The 17,817-nt window shown below is 62.9% G+C and carries 14 protein-coding genes and 2 riboswitches; of the genes, 5 read left to right on the top strand and 9 right to left on the bottom strand.

What is annotated here, in order from left to right; all coding sequences use genetic code 11:
- Positions 1 to 226 precede the first annotated feature (226 nt).
- Positions 227 to 329: riboswitch (TPP riboswitch) on the top strand.
- A 56-nt stretch (positions 330 to 385) separates the two neighbouring features.
- Positions 386 to 1,150, top strand: coding sequence for a 3-oxoacyl-ACP reductase (locus ABIB14_RS15170; protein WP_354236747.1), 765 nt, complete (start codon positions 386 to 388; stop codon positions 1,148 to 1,150).
- A 29-nt stretch (positions 1,151 to 1,179) separates the two neighbouring features.
- Positions 1,180 to 2,478 carry an LLM class flavin-dependent oxidoreductase gene (locus ABIB14_RS15175; RefSeq protein WP_354236748.1) on the top strand — a complete coding sequence of 433 codons (1,299 nt, stop codon included), beginning with the start codon at positions 1,180 to 1,182 and terminating at the stop codon, positions 2,476 to 2,478.
- Positions 2,479 to 2,650: 172 nt separating this feature from the next.
- Here ABIB14_RS15175 and ABIB14_RS15180 read toward each other — a convergent pair whose 3' ends face one another.
- The 6 genes from ABIB14_RS15180 to ABIB14_RS15205 all read right to left on the bottom strand — a co-directional run bounded on the left by ABIB14_RS15180 (position 2,651) and on the right by ABIB14_RS15205 (position 7,390).
- Complete coding sequence (locus ABIB14_RS15180) at positions 2,651 to 3,478, bottom strand: ABC transporter ATP-binding protein (RefSeq protein ID WP_354236749.1); 828 nt, start codon at positions 3,476 to 3,478, stop codon at positions 2,651 to 2,653.
- On the bottom strand, positions 3,471 to 4,220 hold the full coding sequence (locus ABIB14_RS15185) for an ABC transporter permease (protein WP_354236750.1): 750 nt from the start codon (positions 4,218 to 4,220) through the stop codon (positions 3,471 to 3,473). Before ABIB14_RS15185 ends, ABIB14_RS15180 begins: the two co-directional genes overlap by 8 nt.
- Positions 4,221 to 4,382: 162 nt before the next feature.
- The gene (locus ABIB14_RS15190; RefSeq protein ID WP_354236751.1) at positions 4,383 to 5,432 is read right to left on the bottom strand and encodes an ABC transporter substrate-binding protein; all 1,050 of its coding nucleotides are present in this window, start codon (positions 5,430 to 5,432) and stop codon (positions 4,383 to 4,385) included.
- Between the two features lie 164 nt (positions 5,433 to 5,596).
- A complete protein-coding gene (thiE, locus tag ABIB14_RS15195; protein ID WP_354236752.1) occupies positions 5,597 to 6,259 on the bottom strand; it encodes a thiamine phosphate synthase in 663 nt (220 codons plus the stop codon).
- The gene (gene thiM, locus ABIB14_RS15200; RefSeq protein ID WP_354236753.1) at positions 6,256 to 7,059 is read right to left on the bottom strand and encodes a hydroxyethylthiazole kinase; all 804 of its coding nucleotides are present in this window, start codon (positions 7,057 to 7,059) and stop codon (positions 6,256 to 6,258) included. Before thiM ends, thiE begins: the two co-directional genes overlap by 4 nt.
- Positions 7,051 to 7,147, bottom strand: a riboswitch (TPP riboswitch). Its footprint overlaps the gene before it by 9 nt.
- Before the next feature lie 33 nt (positions 7,148 to 7,180).
- Positions 7,181 to 7,390 (bottom strand): hypothetical protein, encoded by a 210-nt coding sequence (locus ABIB14_RS15205; protein ID WP_354236754.1) that lies wholly within the window; start codon positions 7,388 to 7,390, stop codon positions 7,181 to 7,183.
- A gap of 494 nt (positions 7,391 to 7,884) precedes the next feature.
- Between ABIB14_RS15205 and ABIB14_RS15210 the strand changes: the two genes are divergently transcribed.
- The gene (locus ABIB14_RS15210; RefSeq protein WP_354236755.1) at positions 7,885 to 9,090 is read left to right on the top strand and encodes an alanine racemase; all 1,206 of its coding nucleotides are present in this window, start codon (positions 7,885 to 7,887) and stop codon (positions 9,088 to 9,090) included.
- Positions 9,091 to 9,431: 341 nt separating this feature from the next.
- Here the strand turns inward: ABIB14_RS15210 and ABIB14_RS15215 are convergent, their stop codons facing one another.
- The 3 genes from ABIB14_RS15215 to ABIB14_RS15225 all read right to left on the bottom strand — a co-directional run bounded on the left by ABIB14_RS15215 (position 9,432) and on the right by ABIB14_RS15225 (position 13,374).
- Positions 9,432 to 10,406: an aldo/keto reductase gene (locus tag ABIB14_RS15215; protein WP_354236756.1), complete on the bottom strand. Its 975-nt coding sequence runs from the start codon at positions 10,404 to 10,406 to the stop codon at positions 9,432 to 9,434.
- Between the two features lie 1,222 nt (positions 10,407 to 11,628).
- The gene (locus tag ABIB14_RS15220) at positions 11,629 to 12,570 is read right to left on the bottom strand and encodes a multidrug DMT transporter permease (RefSeq protein WP_354236757.1); all 942 of its coding nucleotides are present in this window, start codon (positions 12,568 to 12,570) and stop codon (positions 11,629 to 11,631) included.
- 276 nt (positions 12,571 to 12,846) lie between these two features.
- Complete coding sequence (locus ABIB14_RS15225) at positions 12,847 to 13,374, bottom strand: YbhB/YbcL family Raf kinase inhibitor-like protein (RefSeq protein WP_354236758.1); 528 nt, start codon at positions 13,372 to 13,374, stop codon at positions 12,847 to 12,849.
- Between the two features lie 711 nt (positions 13,375 to 14,085).
- Between ABIB14_RS15225 and ABIB14_RS15230 the strand changes: the two genes are divergently transcribed.
- Positions 14,086 to 16,296 (top strand): glycosyltransferase, encoded by a 2,211-nt coding sequence (locus tag ABIB14_RS15230; RefSeq protein ID WP_354236759.1) that lies wholly within the window; start codon positions 14,086 to 14,088, stop codon positions 16,294 to 16,296.
- Positions 16,293 to 17,597 carry a glycosyltransferase gene (locus tag ABIB14_RS15235; protein ID WP_354236760.1) on the top strand — a complete coding sequence of 435 codons (1,305 nt, stop codon included), beginning with the start codon at positions 16,293 to 16,295 and terminating at the stop codon, positions 17,595 to 17,597. Before ABIB14_RS15230 ends, ABIB14_RS15235 begins: the two co-directional genes overlap by 4 nt.
- Positions 17,598 to 17,817: the final 220 nt, after the last annotated feature.

Here is a 17,817-nt window from a genome sequence, read left to right on the forward strand (position 1 = left end):
AAACCGTCTACCCCGGCACCAGCCTGGTACTGCAGTTCGGCATCAAAAACCGCCACTGACATCACACCGAATATGTGACCATGTCAGGAGCCCTGAGGTACGGGAAGCCCGGCAGTCGCGCCGCGGTGTCCGGCACGACAGCCGTTTAGGAAACAGTTCGGGCAGGGCACGGCGGCAGCACGGCCAGGTGAGGGCGCTGGTTTGGTCGGGGGTGGGTATAATCGATCCCAGTGACACGGGGTGCCGGGCGGCTTGTTGGCCCGGCTGAGATGACACCCGTTGAACCTGATCTAGTTGACACTAGCGAAGGGATGTCCTGCAACGGTTCGCACGGTCCTAGTGCCCGGATCGCATCCCTTCGCCTTATCCGAAGGTGAAGAAACTGATGGAACTGGCAGAACAAATCGTTCTTGTGACCGGCGGTGGCCGCGGTCTGGGCAGCAGCATTGTGCAGGCGTTCGCGGCCCGGGGGGCGCGCGTGGTTATCAATTACCGCTACAGCGCCGAAGCCGCCGGGGAACTGGCCGCCGGTTATGGCCCCGAGCACGCTGTTGCCCTGCAGGCTGACGTCACCGACGCCGGTCAGGTGTCGGTGATGCTGGAGCAGGCCCGGTCCCATTTCGGTTCCGCCGTCACCACTGTGGTCAATAATGCGCTGGCCGATTTCTCGTTTAACGGTGATGCCCGCTCCGGTGCCGGGGATATTTCATGGGCGGATTTTGAAGCACAATTCGGCGGCAGTGTCCGGGGGGCTTTGAACACGACCCAGCAGGCTTTGGAGGGGATGCGTGGCCACGGGTTTGGGCGCATCATCAACGTCGGGACCAATCTGTTCCAGAACCCGGTGGTCCCGTACCACGACTACACCGCGGCCAAGGCCGCCCTGCTGTCATTGACCCGCACCATGGCCAAGGATCTGGGGCAGCACAATATTGCCGTGAACATGGTCTCCGGCGGCCTGCTGCGCACCACCGATGCCAGCGCCGCAACCCCGGAGGAGGTCTTTGACTACATTGCCGCTTCGACACCCCTGGGTAAGGTCACCACCCCGGCCGAGTTCGCCGATGCCATCTTGTTTTTCGCCTCGCCCTGGGCGCGGTCGGTTACCGGGCAGAACCTGGTGGTCGACGGCGGACTGGTCATGGACTAGGCGGCCTGGCGATGAACGGGAAACGGCAAATGCATCTGAACGCTTTCCTGCTGGGAGCCGGCCACCACGGTGCTGCCTGGCGGCGGCCCGGATCGCCGCTGGAGCAGATCGGAGAGATCGGTTACTATGAGCGGCTCGCACAAAGCGCCGAACGCGGCCTGTTCGATGCCGTGTTCTTCGCCGACGGGCAGTCCGCCGGTGACGTCGGCGAAGGTCCGAGATGGTTTCTGGAACCGTTGACTGCGCTGGCGGCCATGGCCCGGGCAACGGAAAACATCGGGCTTATCAGCACCGTCTCGGCCACCTTTTATTCCCCTTTTCATGCCGCCCGGATGCTCGCCTCCCTGGATCACATCAGTGCCGGACGCATCGGGGCGAACGTGGTCACGTCCATGTTCGATGCTGAAGCCCGCAATCATGGGCTGGAAGCGATGCCCGACCACGCGCAGCGCTATGGCCGCGCTGCAGAGTTCATTGAGGTAGCGCTGGGGTTGTGGGACTCGTGGGCTGATGATGCGCTGGTTCGGGACAGGGCCGGGTTCTACGCCGATCCGGCCCTGGTCCGGCCGTTGCATCATGAGGGGGATCACTTCCGGGTGGAGGGGCCCTTAAATGTGCCCCGGGGCCCGCAGGGACGCCCCGTGCTGTTCCAGGCCGGTGCTTCCGGTGCCGGCCGGGATCTTGCCGCCCGGTACGCGGAAGGGATTTACGCCGTGGCCTACGATCTTCCCAGCGCCCAGGCCTACTATGCGGATATGAAACAGCGGATCGCTGCTGCCGGGCGTAATCCGGAGAAGGTAGCGATCATGCCCGGATTGGTGACGTATGTGGGCTCCACCGCGGCCGAAGCCCGGGCCAAACAGGACCGGACGGATGCGCTGCTGCCCACCGGAGAATCCCTGACACGGCTGGGCACGTTCGTGCAGCAGGACTGTACCGGCTGGGAGCTGGACGCCCCCGTGCCGTCCCTGCCGCCGGCGGCAGAATTTACTGGGCCGCAGGGCCGTTATGCCACCATATTGCGCATTATTGAAACTGAACGTCCCACCGTGCGGCAGTTACTGGGGCGCCTGGCCGCAGGAGGGGGCCACTGCACGATGGTCGGCACGCCGGAGCAGATCGCTGACCAGATGGAGCTCTGGTTCCGCTCCGGGGGCGCTGACGGGTTCAACCTGATGCCCCCGCTGCTGCCCGATTCCTTGGACGAGTTCGTCGATGACGTCATCCCGGTCCTCCAGCGCCGGGGACTCTTCCGCACCCGCTACACCGCCTCGACGCTGCGCGGGCATTTCGGGCTGGGCCGCCCGGCTGTCGGCGCCCCTGCGTAAGAGAGCCACCACGGCATGGCGGCGGTTCCGATCATCCGATACCGTCCGGGACAGGCCTCGAACAAGGGGGCTTTGTCCCTCGTGAGGACACCGAGGCTCCAAGCGGGCGTATTGGATAGCCTTCCGTCAGGAACGTTCGTCCTCCCCTGGAGTCCCCTCTCGCTTTGTCCTTTCAGGCCCGAGGCCTTCCGTGGGCAGCATCCGTGGTGTCGTTGAGGTTGCCGGGCCGGTGAAGGGTTTCGAGGAGTTGAAGTTCGTAGTGGGCGAACCGGGCCGATGCCATCATCGACAGCTGACGTGGTCTGGGCAGGTCGATGGGGAGGTTTAGGCGCACGGAGGCGGGCCGGGGGCTGAGTACGACGACCCGGTCGGCCAGGTAGATCGCTTCACGGATGTCGTGCGTGATCAGGACCGCGGTCCAGGAGTTGTGGGACCAGACGTCTTGAAGCCACGCCTGCATGTCGGTGCGGGTGAGGGAATCGAGGGCGCCGAAGGGCTCATCCAGTAATAGGACGTCACGGTCCTGGACGACCGTGCGCAGCAGGGCGGCCCTTTGCCGCATTCCTCCGGAGAGCTCAAAGGGATGCGAGTTCTCAAAACCGGACAGGCCGAAGGCCGGGAAGAGGCTGGCGGCACGTGCCCGCGCGGTCTTTTTGCTTCCGCCGCAGACTTCCAGACCCAGAGCGGTGTTCTGAAGGATAGTGCGCCAGGGAAAGAGGAGGTCTTTTTGCGGCATGTAGGCAAAGTGTTCACGTTCCCCGGTGACGGGGCGCCCATCGATGAGGATTTCGCCGTCACGGGGTTTTTCCAGGCCGGCCATGATGTTGAACAGGGTGCTCTTTCCGCAGCCGCTGGGACCGATGATGGCAAGGAATTCTCCTTGCTGTGCGGAGAAATTGATGTTGTTGATGACGGAACGGGATTGTCCGTGGCTCAGCTCGAAGGATTTGTTAATTGCACGTACTTCGACCCTGGGTGCGGCAGCGGTGGGTTCAGACATGGCGGTTCCTGCGTTCCTTGGAGTGCCAGGGGATGATCAGCCGCTCGGCGGCGTAGGTCAGCATGAACAGGCCCACACTAAGGAAGGCGGTGACTGCGACTGCTGCCAGTACGAGGTCGGTGCGGAACGAGTTTTTCATCGTGGCCATGTAGATACCTAGCCCTTCCCGCGCGCCAATGTACTCGGCGAAAATGGCGCCCGTAACAGCGTAGGCAATGCCGATCCGCAGGGCGGTGAAGAAGGAAGGAAGAGCCGATGGAAGGCGTACATAGACGAATTGCTTCCACCGGTTGGCGCCCATGCTGCGCAGCAGATTGCCCGCGTCACGGTCGGTGAGGTTGAAGCCGTCGATCAGGCCGACGGTCACCGGAAAGAACGTGACCAGAGCGATGACCATGATCTTTGGCATCAGACCGAAGCCGAACCAGATGATCATCAGCGGGGCAATGGCGATGATCGGTATGGTCTGGGATGCCACCAGCAGGGGCATCAGGGCCCGGCGAAGCCACGGTGAGAAGTCGATGACGACGGCAAGGACCCAGGCCAGGGTCAGGGAGACGGCGAAACCAAGAATGGTTTCCTGCAGCGTCGGCACCGTGTTGGCCCAGATGATCTCGCGCGCCAACCAGCCTTGCTCCACGATCCGTTGCGGAGATGGAAGTACAGTTGGTTTCAGGCCGCCGGCAGCGACTGCGCCCTGCCAGGTTGCCAGGAGAGCGAGGACAATCACGGCCGGGGGCACAGCGGTGGTGAGCGTCCTAAACCGGCGGGGAGACCCCGTTTTCCGGGTGCGGCCCGCTTTCCCCCCACACCCCGCTCCGTCTCCCGGACTCTCACTCACAGCGTTGCCTTTCTGCCGTTTCGGTCCCGCGGCCCGCGTGCGGGACAGGGGAGAGCGCGGGAGCTATTTGCCGGCCAGATACTCATCGGTGAACAATGCCGTCGTGTCAAGGGGTTTGGAGAGGGGTTTGCCGCTTTCATCGGCCAGCAGGGCGTTCTCGTAGAGGAAATCCGCCAGCTGCTTCCACTGATCCGCTGTTTGAGTGCCGACCTGGCCGTTGGCGTCCTTTAGGTAGGAAGCACTGAGTTCTTCCTGGCTCTTGTAGACCAGCTGGTCGTTGGCGAAGATACCGGGGTTGGCGTCAATAAGTATTTTCGCGGCAGCGTCGGGGTCGGCTGCGGCATATTGGTAACCCTTTTGGAGGGCCTGGACGAACTTCCGGGTCACGTCCGGGTGTCCCTTGATCCATTCCTCGTTGCCTTCAATGATCACCGAATACTGGTCCGGCACGCCGTAGTCATGCAGGTTGAAAAACTTCATCGGAGTGCCGCGGAGGGAGGCGTCGATACCTTCCCAGGTCTTGAAGGCTGAGGTGAAGTCGACCCTGCCGGCGTACAGGGCTTCGTATGCGGACGTGCCCAGGGTGACGCGACCGAAGTTGCCTGTTCCGCCGGCGTTCCTGATGGCATCTGCGGCTTCGGTAGGGAACGTGGCACTGGGCCCGGCCGTGCCGAAGGTTTTACCGTCGAGGTCTTTAGGGCTGGCAATGTCCTTCCGGCTGGCCAGGACGCCGATGGCTGTGGCATCGTGTTGGAGCACCGACATGACCGAGGTGTTGGCCACCCCCGCTGCTGCGGCGAACGTCGCCGTGTTTTGGAAGCTGATTCCGAAGTCCGCCGCACCCGAGTTGATGAGGGTGTCGGTGGAGGACTGGCTGTAGGGCAGTACCTGGACGTCGAGTCCGGCGGCGGCGAAATAGCCTTTGTTGAGCGCCACGTACAGCCCGGTGTGGTTCGTGTTGGGCGTCCAGTCCAGGGCGAAGGTAATGGGTGTGGTCCCGGAAGAAGCCGGAGTGGAATTTCCTCCCGCACCGGCGCAGGCTGACAGGGCTGCCATGGCGGTAAGGGTGAGGGCGCTGGCCGCGCCCACGAGTAAGCGTCGTCGTTTGTTCACGAGAAGTCCTTATCCCCGCGTATGCGGAGCGTTTGCTGGTGCCGGATAGATGGTGGGCCGGTTTTTGCCGGGATTATCCGACCGCGCGGTGCCGCGATTTAGGAGCGGCGCGAGAACCGGAAATGGAGATATGGCTGGGCGGGGTATGTCGGCGGTTTCTGTGTTCAGTGGGTCCATTCCTTGAGAAAGTCTTTGGCGCTGCGGGCAGGGTTTTCGGCGGCACAGATGGCTGAGACCACGGCGATGCCAGCCGCTCCGGCGCGCCTCAATGCCCTGACATCGGCCGGGGTTATGCCGCCGATTGCGACGCAGGGCAGCAGCGTAGCGGCAGCGATAGCGGCGAACCCCTCGATGCCCAGGGGCGCCGGATGGTCCGGTTTGGTCGACGTCGGACGGATCACGCCCACGCCCAGATAGTCCACCGTCCCTGATGGCAGGGCGTGCAGATGCGCGAGATGTTCGGCCGTGTTGGCGCTCAGCCCGATCAACGCGTCCTGGCCAACAATTGCCCGGACCTGGGGTGCCGGAAGATCGCTTTGACCGATATGGACGCCGTGGACAGCCGCACCGCCCGCCCGGGCGGCGAGAAAAACATCCACCCGGTCATCCACCAACACTGTGGCCCGGTCACCGACGGCATCCGCGGTACGCATCACCAGATCGTAGAACCGGGCGGCGCTGGCTGTTTTTTCCCGGATCTGTACCATTCGCACGCCTCCGGCAACAGCGGCGCTGACCGTCTCCACCACTCCGCGTTCCCCGCACAACTGATCATCAGAAATCAGATAAATCCCCGGGGTGAAGCCAGCCCTTCCGGCGCCCGTCATGAGATAGCCACTCTGGACCGGATTATTTCGGCATCCACAGACCCCAGCGCATCCAGGAACGCGAACGCGAAACTGCCCGGGCCGCAGGCGCCGGCAGCGGCGATTTCGGCAGCGACGGTATACACTGCGGTGGCTGCAGCCGTCGCAGCCATACGGTCGCCATCCACGGCCAAAAAAGCTGCGGTGACCGCACCCAGTGCACAGCCACCCCCGGTGACCAGGGTCAGATAGGGGTGGCCGTTACCGATCCGGATCACGTCGATGCCATCAGTAATCAGATCAACGGCCCCGGAAACGGCCACGACGGAACCGTGAACACTGGCCAGGCGGCCGGCCGCTGCCAGCGCACTTTCGGGACTATCGATGGCATCAACACCACGGCCACCTGCCCCCAACCCGGCCAGTGCGATAACCTCTGAAGCGTTGCCCCGGATAGCGGTCGGGGCGTAAGAGAGCAGTTCACTGGCAAGGGCAGTACGCACCGGCAGGACACCGACTGCGACCGGGTCAAGAACCCACGGAGTGCCTGCCTCCTGAGCGGCCGAGGCGGCTTCGACCATGGCGACCCGTTGCTCCGCGTGGGGCGTACCCACGTTGATCAGAACTCCGGAAGCTATCCGGGCAAACTGGCCGGCTTCGGTGGGGACATCAGCCATGGCTGGCGCCGCCCCGAGGGCTAGAAGCACATTCGCGGTGAAGTTTGTCACAACCGTGTTGGTCAGACACTGCACCAATGGCCCTGTCTCCCGCAACCGGGCGAGCATCGTGCAGATATGGTCAGGTGTCAGGCGAACAGTCATCCGCAACATCCCTTCGCTAGTCCGAACTAGATCAGGTTCAACGGGTCTTATCTCAGCCCTGTTACCCAGGGCACCCCGTGTCACTCGAGAAAGCTTACTCCCACACAGGCACAGGCGCGCATCAACCGGAGAACCGGGGGTTGCCGGGGAGGAACTGGAATCCCGGGCAGAAGGTGCCGTCGTCGATGAAGACGCGGACGGGCTGCTGCATCACAGGTTCGGGGTCTTCCATGAGCTCGGAGAGCCGGTGCAGTAACTGCCCGAGGGCCGGCGGCGTAAATTCTGCCCGGATACCCTCCCACGTCTGATCGTTAATGGTTTGGTCGTTCAATTTTCGGTTGTCTCTTCGCCGTCGCTGATGCTTTCGAGGAGCCACATGGTGGAGAGTGGGTTCCGGCGCAACGTGAAGGTCCGCAGGGCGGAGCCGGAAGTTCCCTGGCGGACGTGGACCCCCCAGTATTCGATGCTGACAGGTCGCCGCGGTCGACGGCGGCAGCGCGTCGAGGACACGGTGCCGACCAACCCGAGCGGTTTACCTCCGAGGAGAAGGCGCCGGTGCCCTGGGAAGAGCACCCGCTGGTTCTGCCCACGCTGCCCAACTCGAACGGCACGCCGCCAAAGCCACTGAGATCAGCAACGACTGGCTATCCGACGGGCCACACCCAACCCCAAAGCGCCTCCCATGGGCCACAGGATATGACGTCCCGCGCGCTCAGACTGCAAAACCGGTCCCCACTCAAACTGCCAGAGTCACGGACCCCTTAAACCCAAGTAGATTGTCGGAGGCAGAAAGCGCCTTTTGGGACCGAACGACAGGGGAATAGCGTGAGCGAGCTGATCAAGAGCCAGACCGGAGCTGATGGAGACTTTGCGGCACAGTTCGCTGCCGGCCCGGCCTACCCGCAGCTGCGGCTCGATAGCGCGGCCCTGGACCGCAATATCCGGGTCATGGCGGCGTGGTGTCGCGAGCGCGGCGTGGATCTCGCCCCGCACGTCAAAACAACGATGTCGTCGCCGATCATAGAGCGGCAGCTGGCTGCCGGCGCGGTCGGCGTAACCGTCGCCACCGTGGATCAAGTCGCTTCGGCCCTGGGCTGGGGACATGACCGCATTCTCGTTGCCAATGAGATCGTCGACAGGCTCGGGCTACTGCGCGTCCTTACGTGGCTGGAGGAAGATCCAGGCCGGGAAATCCGTTGTTTCGTCGATTCTGCGGCCGGGATCAAGGCCGCGGCGGCGGTGTTCGACGGCGGGACGGTCGCCCTCGAGGTCCTGATCGACGTCGGAACCCCCGGCGGTCGTACAGGAGTTCGCAGCGTGGGCGAGGGCCTTCGCCTTGCCGAGATGGTCCGGGACACGCCGGGCCTGAAGCTGGTCGGCGTCGCCGGTTACGAAGGCGTCGTGCCCAACAGCAGGGCCGAAGATACGGTTACGGCAGTGGACCGGCACTGCCGGCTCGTGAGGGACACATACCTGGGAACCGCGACCTTCTTTGAGACCGCCACGCCCATCTATTCAATGGGCGGCTCCGCGTTCCCGGACCGGGTCACTGAGTTCCTTCCTGACGGCGGGCAGGTCCCTGGAACCAGGACTGTTCTCCGATCAGGTTGCTACGTCACCCACGATCACGGCACGTACGCCGCCGTGAGCCCCGTTCCGGGCCTCATTCCCGCGCTTTCCGTTCGCGCCGTTGTCCTGTCCACCCCGGAAAAGGGTATCGCCGTCGTCGGTGCAGGCAAAAGGGATCTTCCGTACGACGCCGGACTGCCCACTTTCCTGTCGGCGCGGACGGCGGAAGGAGCCACAAAGGATGGCGCAACTGCAGCGGTGCGGAATCTCTTCGATCACCACGCAGTCCTTACCGGAGTAACCGGTCTGGAGGTCTCCGATACTGTGGACTTTGGGATATCCCATCCCTGCTCCGCGTTTGACCGCTGGCCCGACTACGTCGTCACCGACGGGGACGGGCAGGGCACTGACGTGTGGCGCACGGACTTCGGCAGATCGTCTTTGGCGAGGACGCAGTCTTGAGGAGCGTCGGGTTGTTGCGACCTGGAATGCCGTGCCCGGCGCGCCGTCAATCCGCGTCCGCCAATTCTTTGCAGTGCCGTGTCAGCACCTCGAATTACTCCTGAAGGGAGCATGGACTGTGCCGGGATCGAAAGGGTTAGTTTGGTAGCCAGCTGTCGGGATTTTTTGGCGCCTGGCCTCTCCCTCAGGGAGTGGTCAACCAAATGGCGGACGCAATGCCGAGCAGACAGACGTGGCAAACCAGTTCGACCTTGGAGCTGAAGACACGAGCGACGGTATCGTCCTACGGGAGTGGCCGTTTCGGATTTGGAAATAGCCCGCTCGTCGGTCTGGTGGGGTGCTCAGTATCCGGCGACAGCGTGGGGGACGTAGGGACGCTCCAGTTCGGCCTTTTCCTCGGGGGTGAGCGTCAGTTCCAGGGAGGCGAGAGCGTCCTGGAGGTGGGCCGGCTTGCTCGCGCCGACAATCGGTGCACTGACGACGCTGTTGGAGCGGACCCAGGCCAGGGCGACCTGGGCGCGGGGCACTCCGCGGCGTTCGGCGATGACGCGCACGGCTTCGGCGACCGCCCTGTCGCTTTCCTCGGCGGTGTAGAGCGTCTTGCCAAACTCGTCCTTCTCCGAGCGGTTGGTTTTCTCGTCCCAGTCCCGTGTGAGCTTCCCGCGAGCCAGGGGACTCCAGGGCAGTACCCCTATCTTCTGGTCCGCGCAGAGGGGGAACATTTCGCGTTCCTCCTCCCGGTAGACCAAGTTGTAATGGTCCTGCATGGTGACGAAGCGGGTCCAGCCGTTCAATTGCTGCAGGTACAGCGCTTTGCTGAACTGCCAGGCGGCCATCGAGGATGCGCCGATATAGCGGACCTTGCCGGCTTTGACGACGTCGTGAAGGGCTTCCAGGGTCTCCTCGATCGGCGTGGCGGGGTCCCACCGGTGGATCTGGTACAGATCCACGTAGTCCGTTGCCAGCCGGGTCAGGCTGGCATCGAGTTCCGCGAAGATGGCCTTGCGTGACAGGCCCCGCCCGTTCGGGCCTGGCCGCATTACCCCGTGCACTTTCGTGGCGATGACAGTCTCCTCCCGATGGGTAAAATCGGCCAGGGCCCGGCCCATGATTTCCTCGCTCGAGCCGTGGGAGTACACGTTGGCGGTGTCAAAGAAATTGATGCCCGCTTCCACGGCCTGGCGGATCAGCGGCCGGCTTTGGTCCTCCGGCAGCGTCCAGGGATGCGGACCCCGGTACGGGTCCCCGAACGTCATGCATCCCAGGGCCAGCGGCGAGATGTCCATGCCGGTATTTCCGAGCTTGATGTATTCCACGTTCGTCCTCCGTCAAATAGACATAGTCATAGTCCCGGGCCCTGGCACGGCCCTTGCACTCCACGCTAGGTGAAAAACGGCCCGCTGTGGGCGCACGCAAGGTGTCCCGGCGATCCCACCGTCACAGCGTCGCCGGCAGAGGCAGACGCCGTCGGGTTTTAGGGCACCAGCGACTACTTCGGGGCGAGGCTCTGATTGTGGGCGCCGTGCTGTGGCGGGGGCTGGTGCGGCCGCAATGGCTCCCTTGTTTTCGTGCGTCTGCCCTATCCGCGGACAGGGTCTGAGGGACGCCGCCGGTCGTGCAGCTGTCCGCCGCTCGAATCATGAATTATTTTAAGGGGTGGAATCATTATGCGGAGCCGAGAGACTCAGTGCGCCGTGCGGGCTTGCCGGGAGCCTGCAATGAGCGCGCAGGACCCGGTGCCAGTCGAGGTTTGTATCTTCCAGCAGGATCAAGCCTTTTTGGGCAAAGAAGCGCCGCACCTGTCAACGCGAGGTGCGGCTGTTTGGAGGAGGCTTTGGTGGGGAGAATTGGGGTGTGGACAGTGTCCACACTTTGGGTCTCGGAGTGATCCGTACCGCTGCCGGACTGGGCCGGATTCCGTATGTTTCGACGGGAGTCCCGCGTTGGCAAGGGCTGGAGTCCGGTTCGAGTCCCACCTCGGGCACGTGTTTCCGCAGGTCAGAGGCCTGTGGGCCGCTGACTGTGGACAAATTGTTCATATTGGGCCCCTTTGGGGCTTTTTTGTGTTGGCCGGGGCTGTGGCCCGCTGCCTCCATGCGTACCTGGTCAACGGTTCGGGCGTTTGTTGCTTCTTCATGGATGCCTGCGGCGTCTAGTACATGACGCTGGTGACTGGCGGGGCGATGTGCCGTAGGACGGTGCATGCTTGCTGGACTGTTCTTCGTATCCGTTCATTGCCTGCCTATTGGGGGACGACATGACCGAACGGTATGGCGCCGTGGCGGACGATCTGGGTCGCCAGTGGGCGGAGCCGACTCCGCACCGGCGGCAAGGCCTACCGTGGGATGCCGACGCGGAGGACCGCGGCGAAGTGCATGGAGTCCGGCGCCAGCTGGAAGTCATGGTTTTGGTCTCCTGGTCGGCAGCACATTTGTTCCCTTTTCGCTGCTGACAGCGGTGCCAACCAACCCCGCCTTGCTGCCCCTGGGGCCTGGTCTTGAGTAGGATCTTCGGCTCGTCACGGGGTGAGGTTGATCCTCATCGCTCCGCCGGCTTGGGTGACTCTCTCTCCGGGGGCCGGGTCTCTGGCGCCGGTTTGACGGTGGCGAGGAGGATGACGCCGGCGACCGCTGTTGCGCCGGCGAGGAGAAATGCGATGAAGGCTTGTGGCGGGGCCGTGTCTGCTTCCCCGAGGATGGTGATCCCGATGGTGACAGCCACGAGGGGATCGATGACTGTTAGCCCGGCGACGACGAGGTCGGGTGTTCCGCGGGTGTGTGCGTTCTGGACCAGGAAGGTCCCGGCCAAGGCGGCAAGGATCAGGCCTGCCAGGCAGGTCAGGGACAGCCATTCGAAGTCGCCCTGGAACAGCCTCGCGATGACGGTCTTGGCCAGAGCCGCGACAAAGCCAAATAGGACGCCGGCCCCGCCGGTGAAGACGACGGCGCCCCAGCGGTGCCGCCAGAGGCCGAAACCCGCTGCCATCGTGGCAAGGACGACGCCCAGCACGGTCAGGATGGTGAGGAGGTGCCGGTCGCTGACCCCGACGTCCTGGGCGGACGCAGCCGCCGCGGCAACGAACGCGCCAACCCCGCCTACACATAAGCCCACGGCTGTGAGGGACCTGCGGCCCGGGGACTCGTTCGTCATCCGTGCGGTGGCTAACGTGGTGACAACCAGGGCCACCGCGCCGATGGGCTGAACGACGATCAGCGGCGAGAACCGGAGGCTTGTTAGCTGAAGCAGTACCGCGGCTCCCAGCATGGCTGACCCTCCCAGCCACACCGGTTTCCGCAGGAGGGCCTGCAGGCGGCCACCGCCCATGCTTCCGGCCGCACGCCCGGGCGCTGGGCCCTGGTTCTCCACGGCCCGGTGTTGAAACAAGGTCCCCAGGGCGAGCAGAACGGCCCCGGCGAGGGCGATCGGGATGCCGAGCCAGTGATATGACGTCAACGCCTGAACGCCTGCGGTCGGGGTCATAATGTGACCCTACCGAATGCCGCCGCCATGATGCACCTGCGCTTCTTGCCAACCTCTGCCGGCACGGGACCCTGATTAGGAACCATTTTTCCTGGGGTCGTCCACGGACGTGAAAAACTCCTGCGGGTCATCGCCGCAGAGCTCCGGGCGTTAGATCATCATCGGGCCGTACCAGCAACCCTGCAACAAGGTCCGGCTCGATTCCATCATCAGCTGCAACCCGGCAGATGCACGTCCCCATAGCAGCCGGACGTGCACCTGCCGCAGGGAATGGGGTTAGGGCCGCTCGAACGTACCGATCAGCCGTGCGCGGCCGATGGCGTGCGAGAAAACGTTGAACCCCAGGTAGGCGGGGCTCGCTTCAGCGGGGATGTCGAGCTTCTCGACATCCAGCGCGTGTACTACCACGTGGTAGTGGTGCTCGCCGTGTCCGGAGGGCGGCGCCGCACCCACGTAGCCGCGGAAACCGGCGTCGTTCGCCAACTGCACAGCGCCCTGGGGCAGGCCGCTCTCCGCTGCACCGGTGGGCAGGGAAGTGGTCGACGCCGGCAGGTTGAAGGCAGCCCAGTGCCAGAAACCGCTCCCAGTGGGAGCGTCGGGGTCCAGAACCGTGACCGCGAAGCTCTTGGTCTCCGCCGGAAATCCCGACCACGACAGCTGCGGGGATCGGTCCTGGCCGCCTTCAATGCCCATCTTCCCGCTGCGCTGCGCCGGGGGAAGGGTCACACCGTCCGCGATGTCGGTGCTGGTTACCTCAAATTTCGGAAGCCGGGGAAGTTCTTCGTAAGGGTCACGGGATGTCATTTGGGTTGTTCTCCTCTTCACTAGGCTGAGCACCCAATTCTTCCCTAGCGGGTGGGCTAATGCACCAATGACCGGTTCCGACGCTCCGGGACACGGACTAAATGGCGAAATCTGGAACCGGGACTCGCCCAGGGAAGCGGCCCATTCAGCGGTCCATGCCGCCTCCTTGGGTGGAAGGGGCTTCCCGACCGCCTCGCCCGCAGGCAGACCAACCGGCCGATAATTGACCTGCTTGGAGCAGAGGCGCATGCGATGCAGAAGTCAGGAGCCTCATCTGAGCATTTCCAAGCAAGGTGATACGGCTAAGCTGCACCACTATGGTCCTTGGGTCTATCTCCGCGGTTTCGCAAATGTGAACGAGCGGCCGTGACGAAGTGCGCGTAGCCGGGGTCGGCTCCGTTAACGATGAGTGTCGCGAGCCGTTCGTCCGCGGGCAGGTCTCGATGAATGAGCTTACTCCCGGTGGCGTCGTTTGCGGACGGTGTCACATGAGTCAGTTCAGTTGCTTCGTTCGCCGTCCATACGCCTTGGGTGCCGGACCCGGCGGCCCCGCTGTAGTGCGCTGATTCGGTTATCCGCCAGAAGCACGCAGTTACCCTTTGGGAGAACGTGTGGCCCTCCGTGTGGCTGATTTGACCTGTCGGTGATTAGGATCAGGGGTGTAGTTCACATGCAGAGCTGGCGAGAGCTTATCCCTGAAGAGGTACACGCGTGAGGGTTCAAAACTGTCTTGACGCATTGAAAGACGCTGCTCGTCTCGTTGATGCCCTACGACTGGCCGATGATCTGGCCGTCCAAGCGAGCCAAAACGGCGGTGTGCGAAACATCCGCATACTCCGCAGCGCCATCAGTTCGAAGGACCAGATTGTCGCGATTGCAGCAACTCATGCGCTGGCGCAAATGGTTGACGAGGAGGCCGACATTGTCCTTTCCGAACTCCTCTCCAGCGAACATGGTTTTATTCGCGAGCACGCGGCGTGGGCACACAGGTCCCGCCTTCCTCGCCCAGAATCCATGGGACGGCTTGTTGGGCTCGTCGCTTCGGGCGGATTTGCGGGGATGTTGTCCCAGCGAACCCTTGAAGCGTGGGGTTTTTCCGCGCCAGAAATCGTCTCCGTCTCCCTGGAAAGCGCGCTCCTTGGGGTCACGGAAGTAGAGAGCCGCTATCGGTTGGTGGAGACACTTGGCTTGGTGCAACACTCCATCGCCACGACGTTGTTGCTGCGGCTGGCAGGTGACAGTAGCGAGGATGTGCCCGTCCGCGTTGCCGCCGTCGCGGCCCTGGGACAACGAAAGGGCCAGCCAAAAATAGTCGATCTGCTGAGCATTTTGGTGGAGAGCGGAGGTCATCTCGCCGAGGTAGCCAAGCTCTCCTTACTGGACCTCGATGTCCTTGAAGGTCCAGATATAGGAGAGGCCATTCCGCAACAAGGGTCAAACCTGACGGTCGCCCAGCTTTTTCTGCACGCCGACATCGACGCGCACCTAAGCCATTCCGGCAGTGGAGACAACGGCGGAATCGCCACTTTGTTGGTGCGTCTGGGGGACGCCCTCGTGGCAGGCCAGCAGCGCCATCCGGATGACTTCAGTGGGAGCGAGGGCCATTGCCTGCAGGTTGAACGTGTACTCACCCTTTCAATGGGTGACACGGAAGCGGCATCACAGAGTATGACAGCACTGGGGAACACCGAGCACGGTCACCTCTACGGCCGTATCCCGTTGCTGCAGGACCCCAAACAATCAGCGAATGCGTGGCCGTTTTTGGTCGCTGCCCGTCGTGGCATCAGCCGCATACTCCGGGCCGCCGGACGTGTTGACGTGATTCACCTTCGGATGGCGGATATCGGCAGCCTGGCTGCCTTCGACGTCGCCCGGACCCTCGATATCCCGGTGGTCTTCACGGTGGCACCGGATCCGCACTCAGTCATCAACTCCATGGATCATGCAGGAACCCTCAACCGGGAGAACTTCGGGACTACCGACGAAATTGAACATTTTTGGTTTCGTGCCCGACTCGTTCAACGACTCGCCGCCAATTCAGCCCATACCGTGTTTTTCCCCCGACCAAATCTTCGGCACGACATCATCGAGCTGATAGGAATTGATATTGGCAAGGAACCCCAGCGGCACACCATTGTCCCCGAAGGCATCGATCTGGGAGTGGTTGACCGGGCGGTTCTTGAAGCCGAGTCCTTGGTTTCCGGGCAACCAGCGAGTCCGGCGTTGCTGGAACTTCGAGAACTCCTCAACGATCTCCCAGCCGAACGCCGCGGGCTGCCCTTGCTGACCAGTGTTGGCAGGTTGCACCGGGTCAAGGGGATGTCCACCATTGTTAAAGCGTGGGCAGGCTCTGATCTGCGTCACCGGACCAACCTTTTGATCATTGGTGGAAATCTCCAAAACCCGTCAGCGGACGAACGCGAACAGCTTCAGCTGATCAACGGAACAGTCAGTCCAGAGGAACAACGCCTGGAGGGTTTGTTGATTGCCGGTCACCGCCCGAACGACACCGTGGCCCGATGGGTCGCCGCAACCCGCACTGGGATGCCTGGCTTCGCGGCTCCGAATGGTGTGTACGTCTGCGGGAGCCTCAAGGAAGAATTTGGCATAGCGCTGTTGGAGGCCATGGCCTCAGGTTTGCTGGTGGTTGGGCCGGATGCCGGTGGTCCAGCGACGTATGTGGAACAGGGGCTAACCGGATTTCTCACAACAACCTGGGACACCGCGTTACTCAGTGAAGCCATCAGTGTTGCACTGGCGTGCGCAGCCAATGAAGTCACAGATGCCCGGGCTGTCTACGCGCGCAGTGTTGTCCAAGATCGTTTCACGATCGAAGCGATGGCCCACACGCTGACCCGGGTGTATTCCGACGTGCACCACAACGATGTTGAACTGCGACGAGAATTGATAGCCAACCCATGACACTTTTGATCATCAGCCCCGACTACGCCTCACACCTCTATCCTCTGGCTGCCTTGGGAACCAGTTGGTTGGCCGCTGGCGAGCGGGTTGTGGTCGCGACCGGACCCGCCACGGCATCCATCGTGGAATCCTTTGGGTTTGAACATGCCTTCCTGCAACTTAGCCGTGGCTCAAACCCTGGGGTGATCCGCGCCGAAGAACAGCCTGAAGGTGAGGATGATGCACTACGCGGTTTTTTCTCGGCCACGCGCAACGGCATGATTGGGACTCTTTCCTTCCAGGCGGAAGCCCGCATGAACGATCTGATGTGGGAGCCTGTCAAGACGGCCAGGGCAGTGCAGTCGATCATCGAGGATATTGAACCTCAGACAATCATTGTCGATCATTTGGCCTTCAGCGCGCGTCTGGCCATGGTTGCTGCAGGGCACCATCACATCGACGTCGTCCTGGGCCATCCCACGGCATTGCCATTGCCCTTGGCAGCGGAGGTCTACGGGTATCCTCCGGCGTGGCCGGCTTCGTTCTCTCCGGGTGAGACCGAACTGGAAGAGCTGAAGAACTTATGTGTGCAGGTCAGTGAATCGTTTACCGCTGAGTGGAACCTGGCGTTGGCCCAGCTGGCTCCCACGCTACCGCCCTCACCCGACGCCTTCGCCGAGCATGGGGACCTGCTCGTTTTTAACTATCCTGCAGAGTTGGTGCCAACGCAACGGATGGAGCTCCTGTCGCAACACATATTCCTGGGCTCCTCCGTGCGTGCCGAGCCCACCGTCCCGCACGTCGAACAGTGGATTGCCTCCACCAATGAGCCTTTTGTCTATGTGAGCTTTGGCAGCTTTCTTTCGGTGCGCTCCGACGTCCTCACCAAGGTCGTCACCGCACTGCGGGAATCCGGGATCCGAGCTGCCGTGGCCTACGGTTCAGCGGATTTCACGACGCTCGGTGAAATGCCGGAGCATTGGCTAGTGGGTGAATTCCTGCCGCAGGTGACTTTACTGGAATCTGCCGCCGCCGGCGTAACCCACGGGGGCAACAACAGCGTCACTGAGTCCATGACGTTCGGCGTGCCGTTGGTGGTTTTGCCTTTCTCCACGGACCAGTTCGCCGGCGCCGCGGCCCTTGAATCCACCGGCTTCGGTGCAGCCCTCGCACCGAATACTGCCACCGTGGAAGACATCAAAAGTGCTCTTGGAACCATGCTGGACCTTCCAGAGGACAAACGTGCGGCGCTGCATGAACTAGGGCGGGCCCTGCGTCAAGGAGACGGGCCTACCCGGATTCGGACTGCCAGGAATGCATAGTTTGTGGCCGCTGCCTAGGCTCGCTGCGGGGTTCGCATCGCAGCGAACCCGTGCTCGCGCATCTGTTGCTCGCAGGCACCAAATCGCGCAGGGATGCGGGAACGTAGCCGCTGTCGCGGGCCGAGGCCCGTCCTGCCGTCCTTCCCATGAATCTGGACCCAGCCCGCACCTTCCCCCTGGGGACGGTAATGTGCGGGAGGGCGAAGGGTGCGCGTCGGTC

The sequence above is a fragment of the Arthrobacter sp. UYEF3 genome (assembly GCF_040546245.1).
GTDB lineage: Bacteria > Actinomycetota > Actinomycetes > Actinomycetales > Micrococcaceae > Arthrobacter.

Bases quoted from the DNA above. Each gene is read 5' to 3' on its own strand.
- ABIB14_RS15180 (WP_354236749.1), bottom strand. From the start codon at position 3,478: ATGTCTGAACCCACCGCTGCCGCACCCAGGGTCGAAGTACGTGCAATT.
- ABIB14_RS15235 (WP_354236760.1), top strand. From the start codon at position 16,293: ATGACACTTTTGATCATCAGCCCCGACTACGCCTCACACCTCTATCCT.
- thiE (WP_354236752.1), bottom strand. From the start codon at position 6,259: ATGACGGGCGCCGGAAGGGCTGGCTTCACCCCGGGGATTTATCTGATT.
- ABIB14_RS15175 (WP_354236748.1), top strand. From the start codon at position 1,180: ATGCATCTGAACGCTTTCCTGCTGGGAGCCGGCCACCACGGTGCTGCC.
- ABIB14_RS15220 (WP_354236757.1), bottom strand. From the start codon at position 12,570: ATGACCCCGACCGCAGGCGTTCAGGCGTTGACGTCATATCACTGGCTC.
- ABIB14_RS15170 (WP_354236747.1), top strand. From the start codon at position 386: ATGGAACTGGCAGAACAAATCGTTCTTGTGACCGGCGGTGGCCGCGGT.
- ABIB14_RS15225 (WP_354236758.1), bottom strand. From the start codon at position 13,374: ATGACATCCCGTGACCCTTACGAAGAACTTCCCCGGCTTCCGAAATTT.
- thiM (WP_354236753.1), bottom strand. From the start codon at position 7,059: ATGACTGTTCGCCTGACACCTGACCATATCTGCACGATGCTCGCCCGG.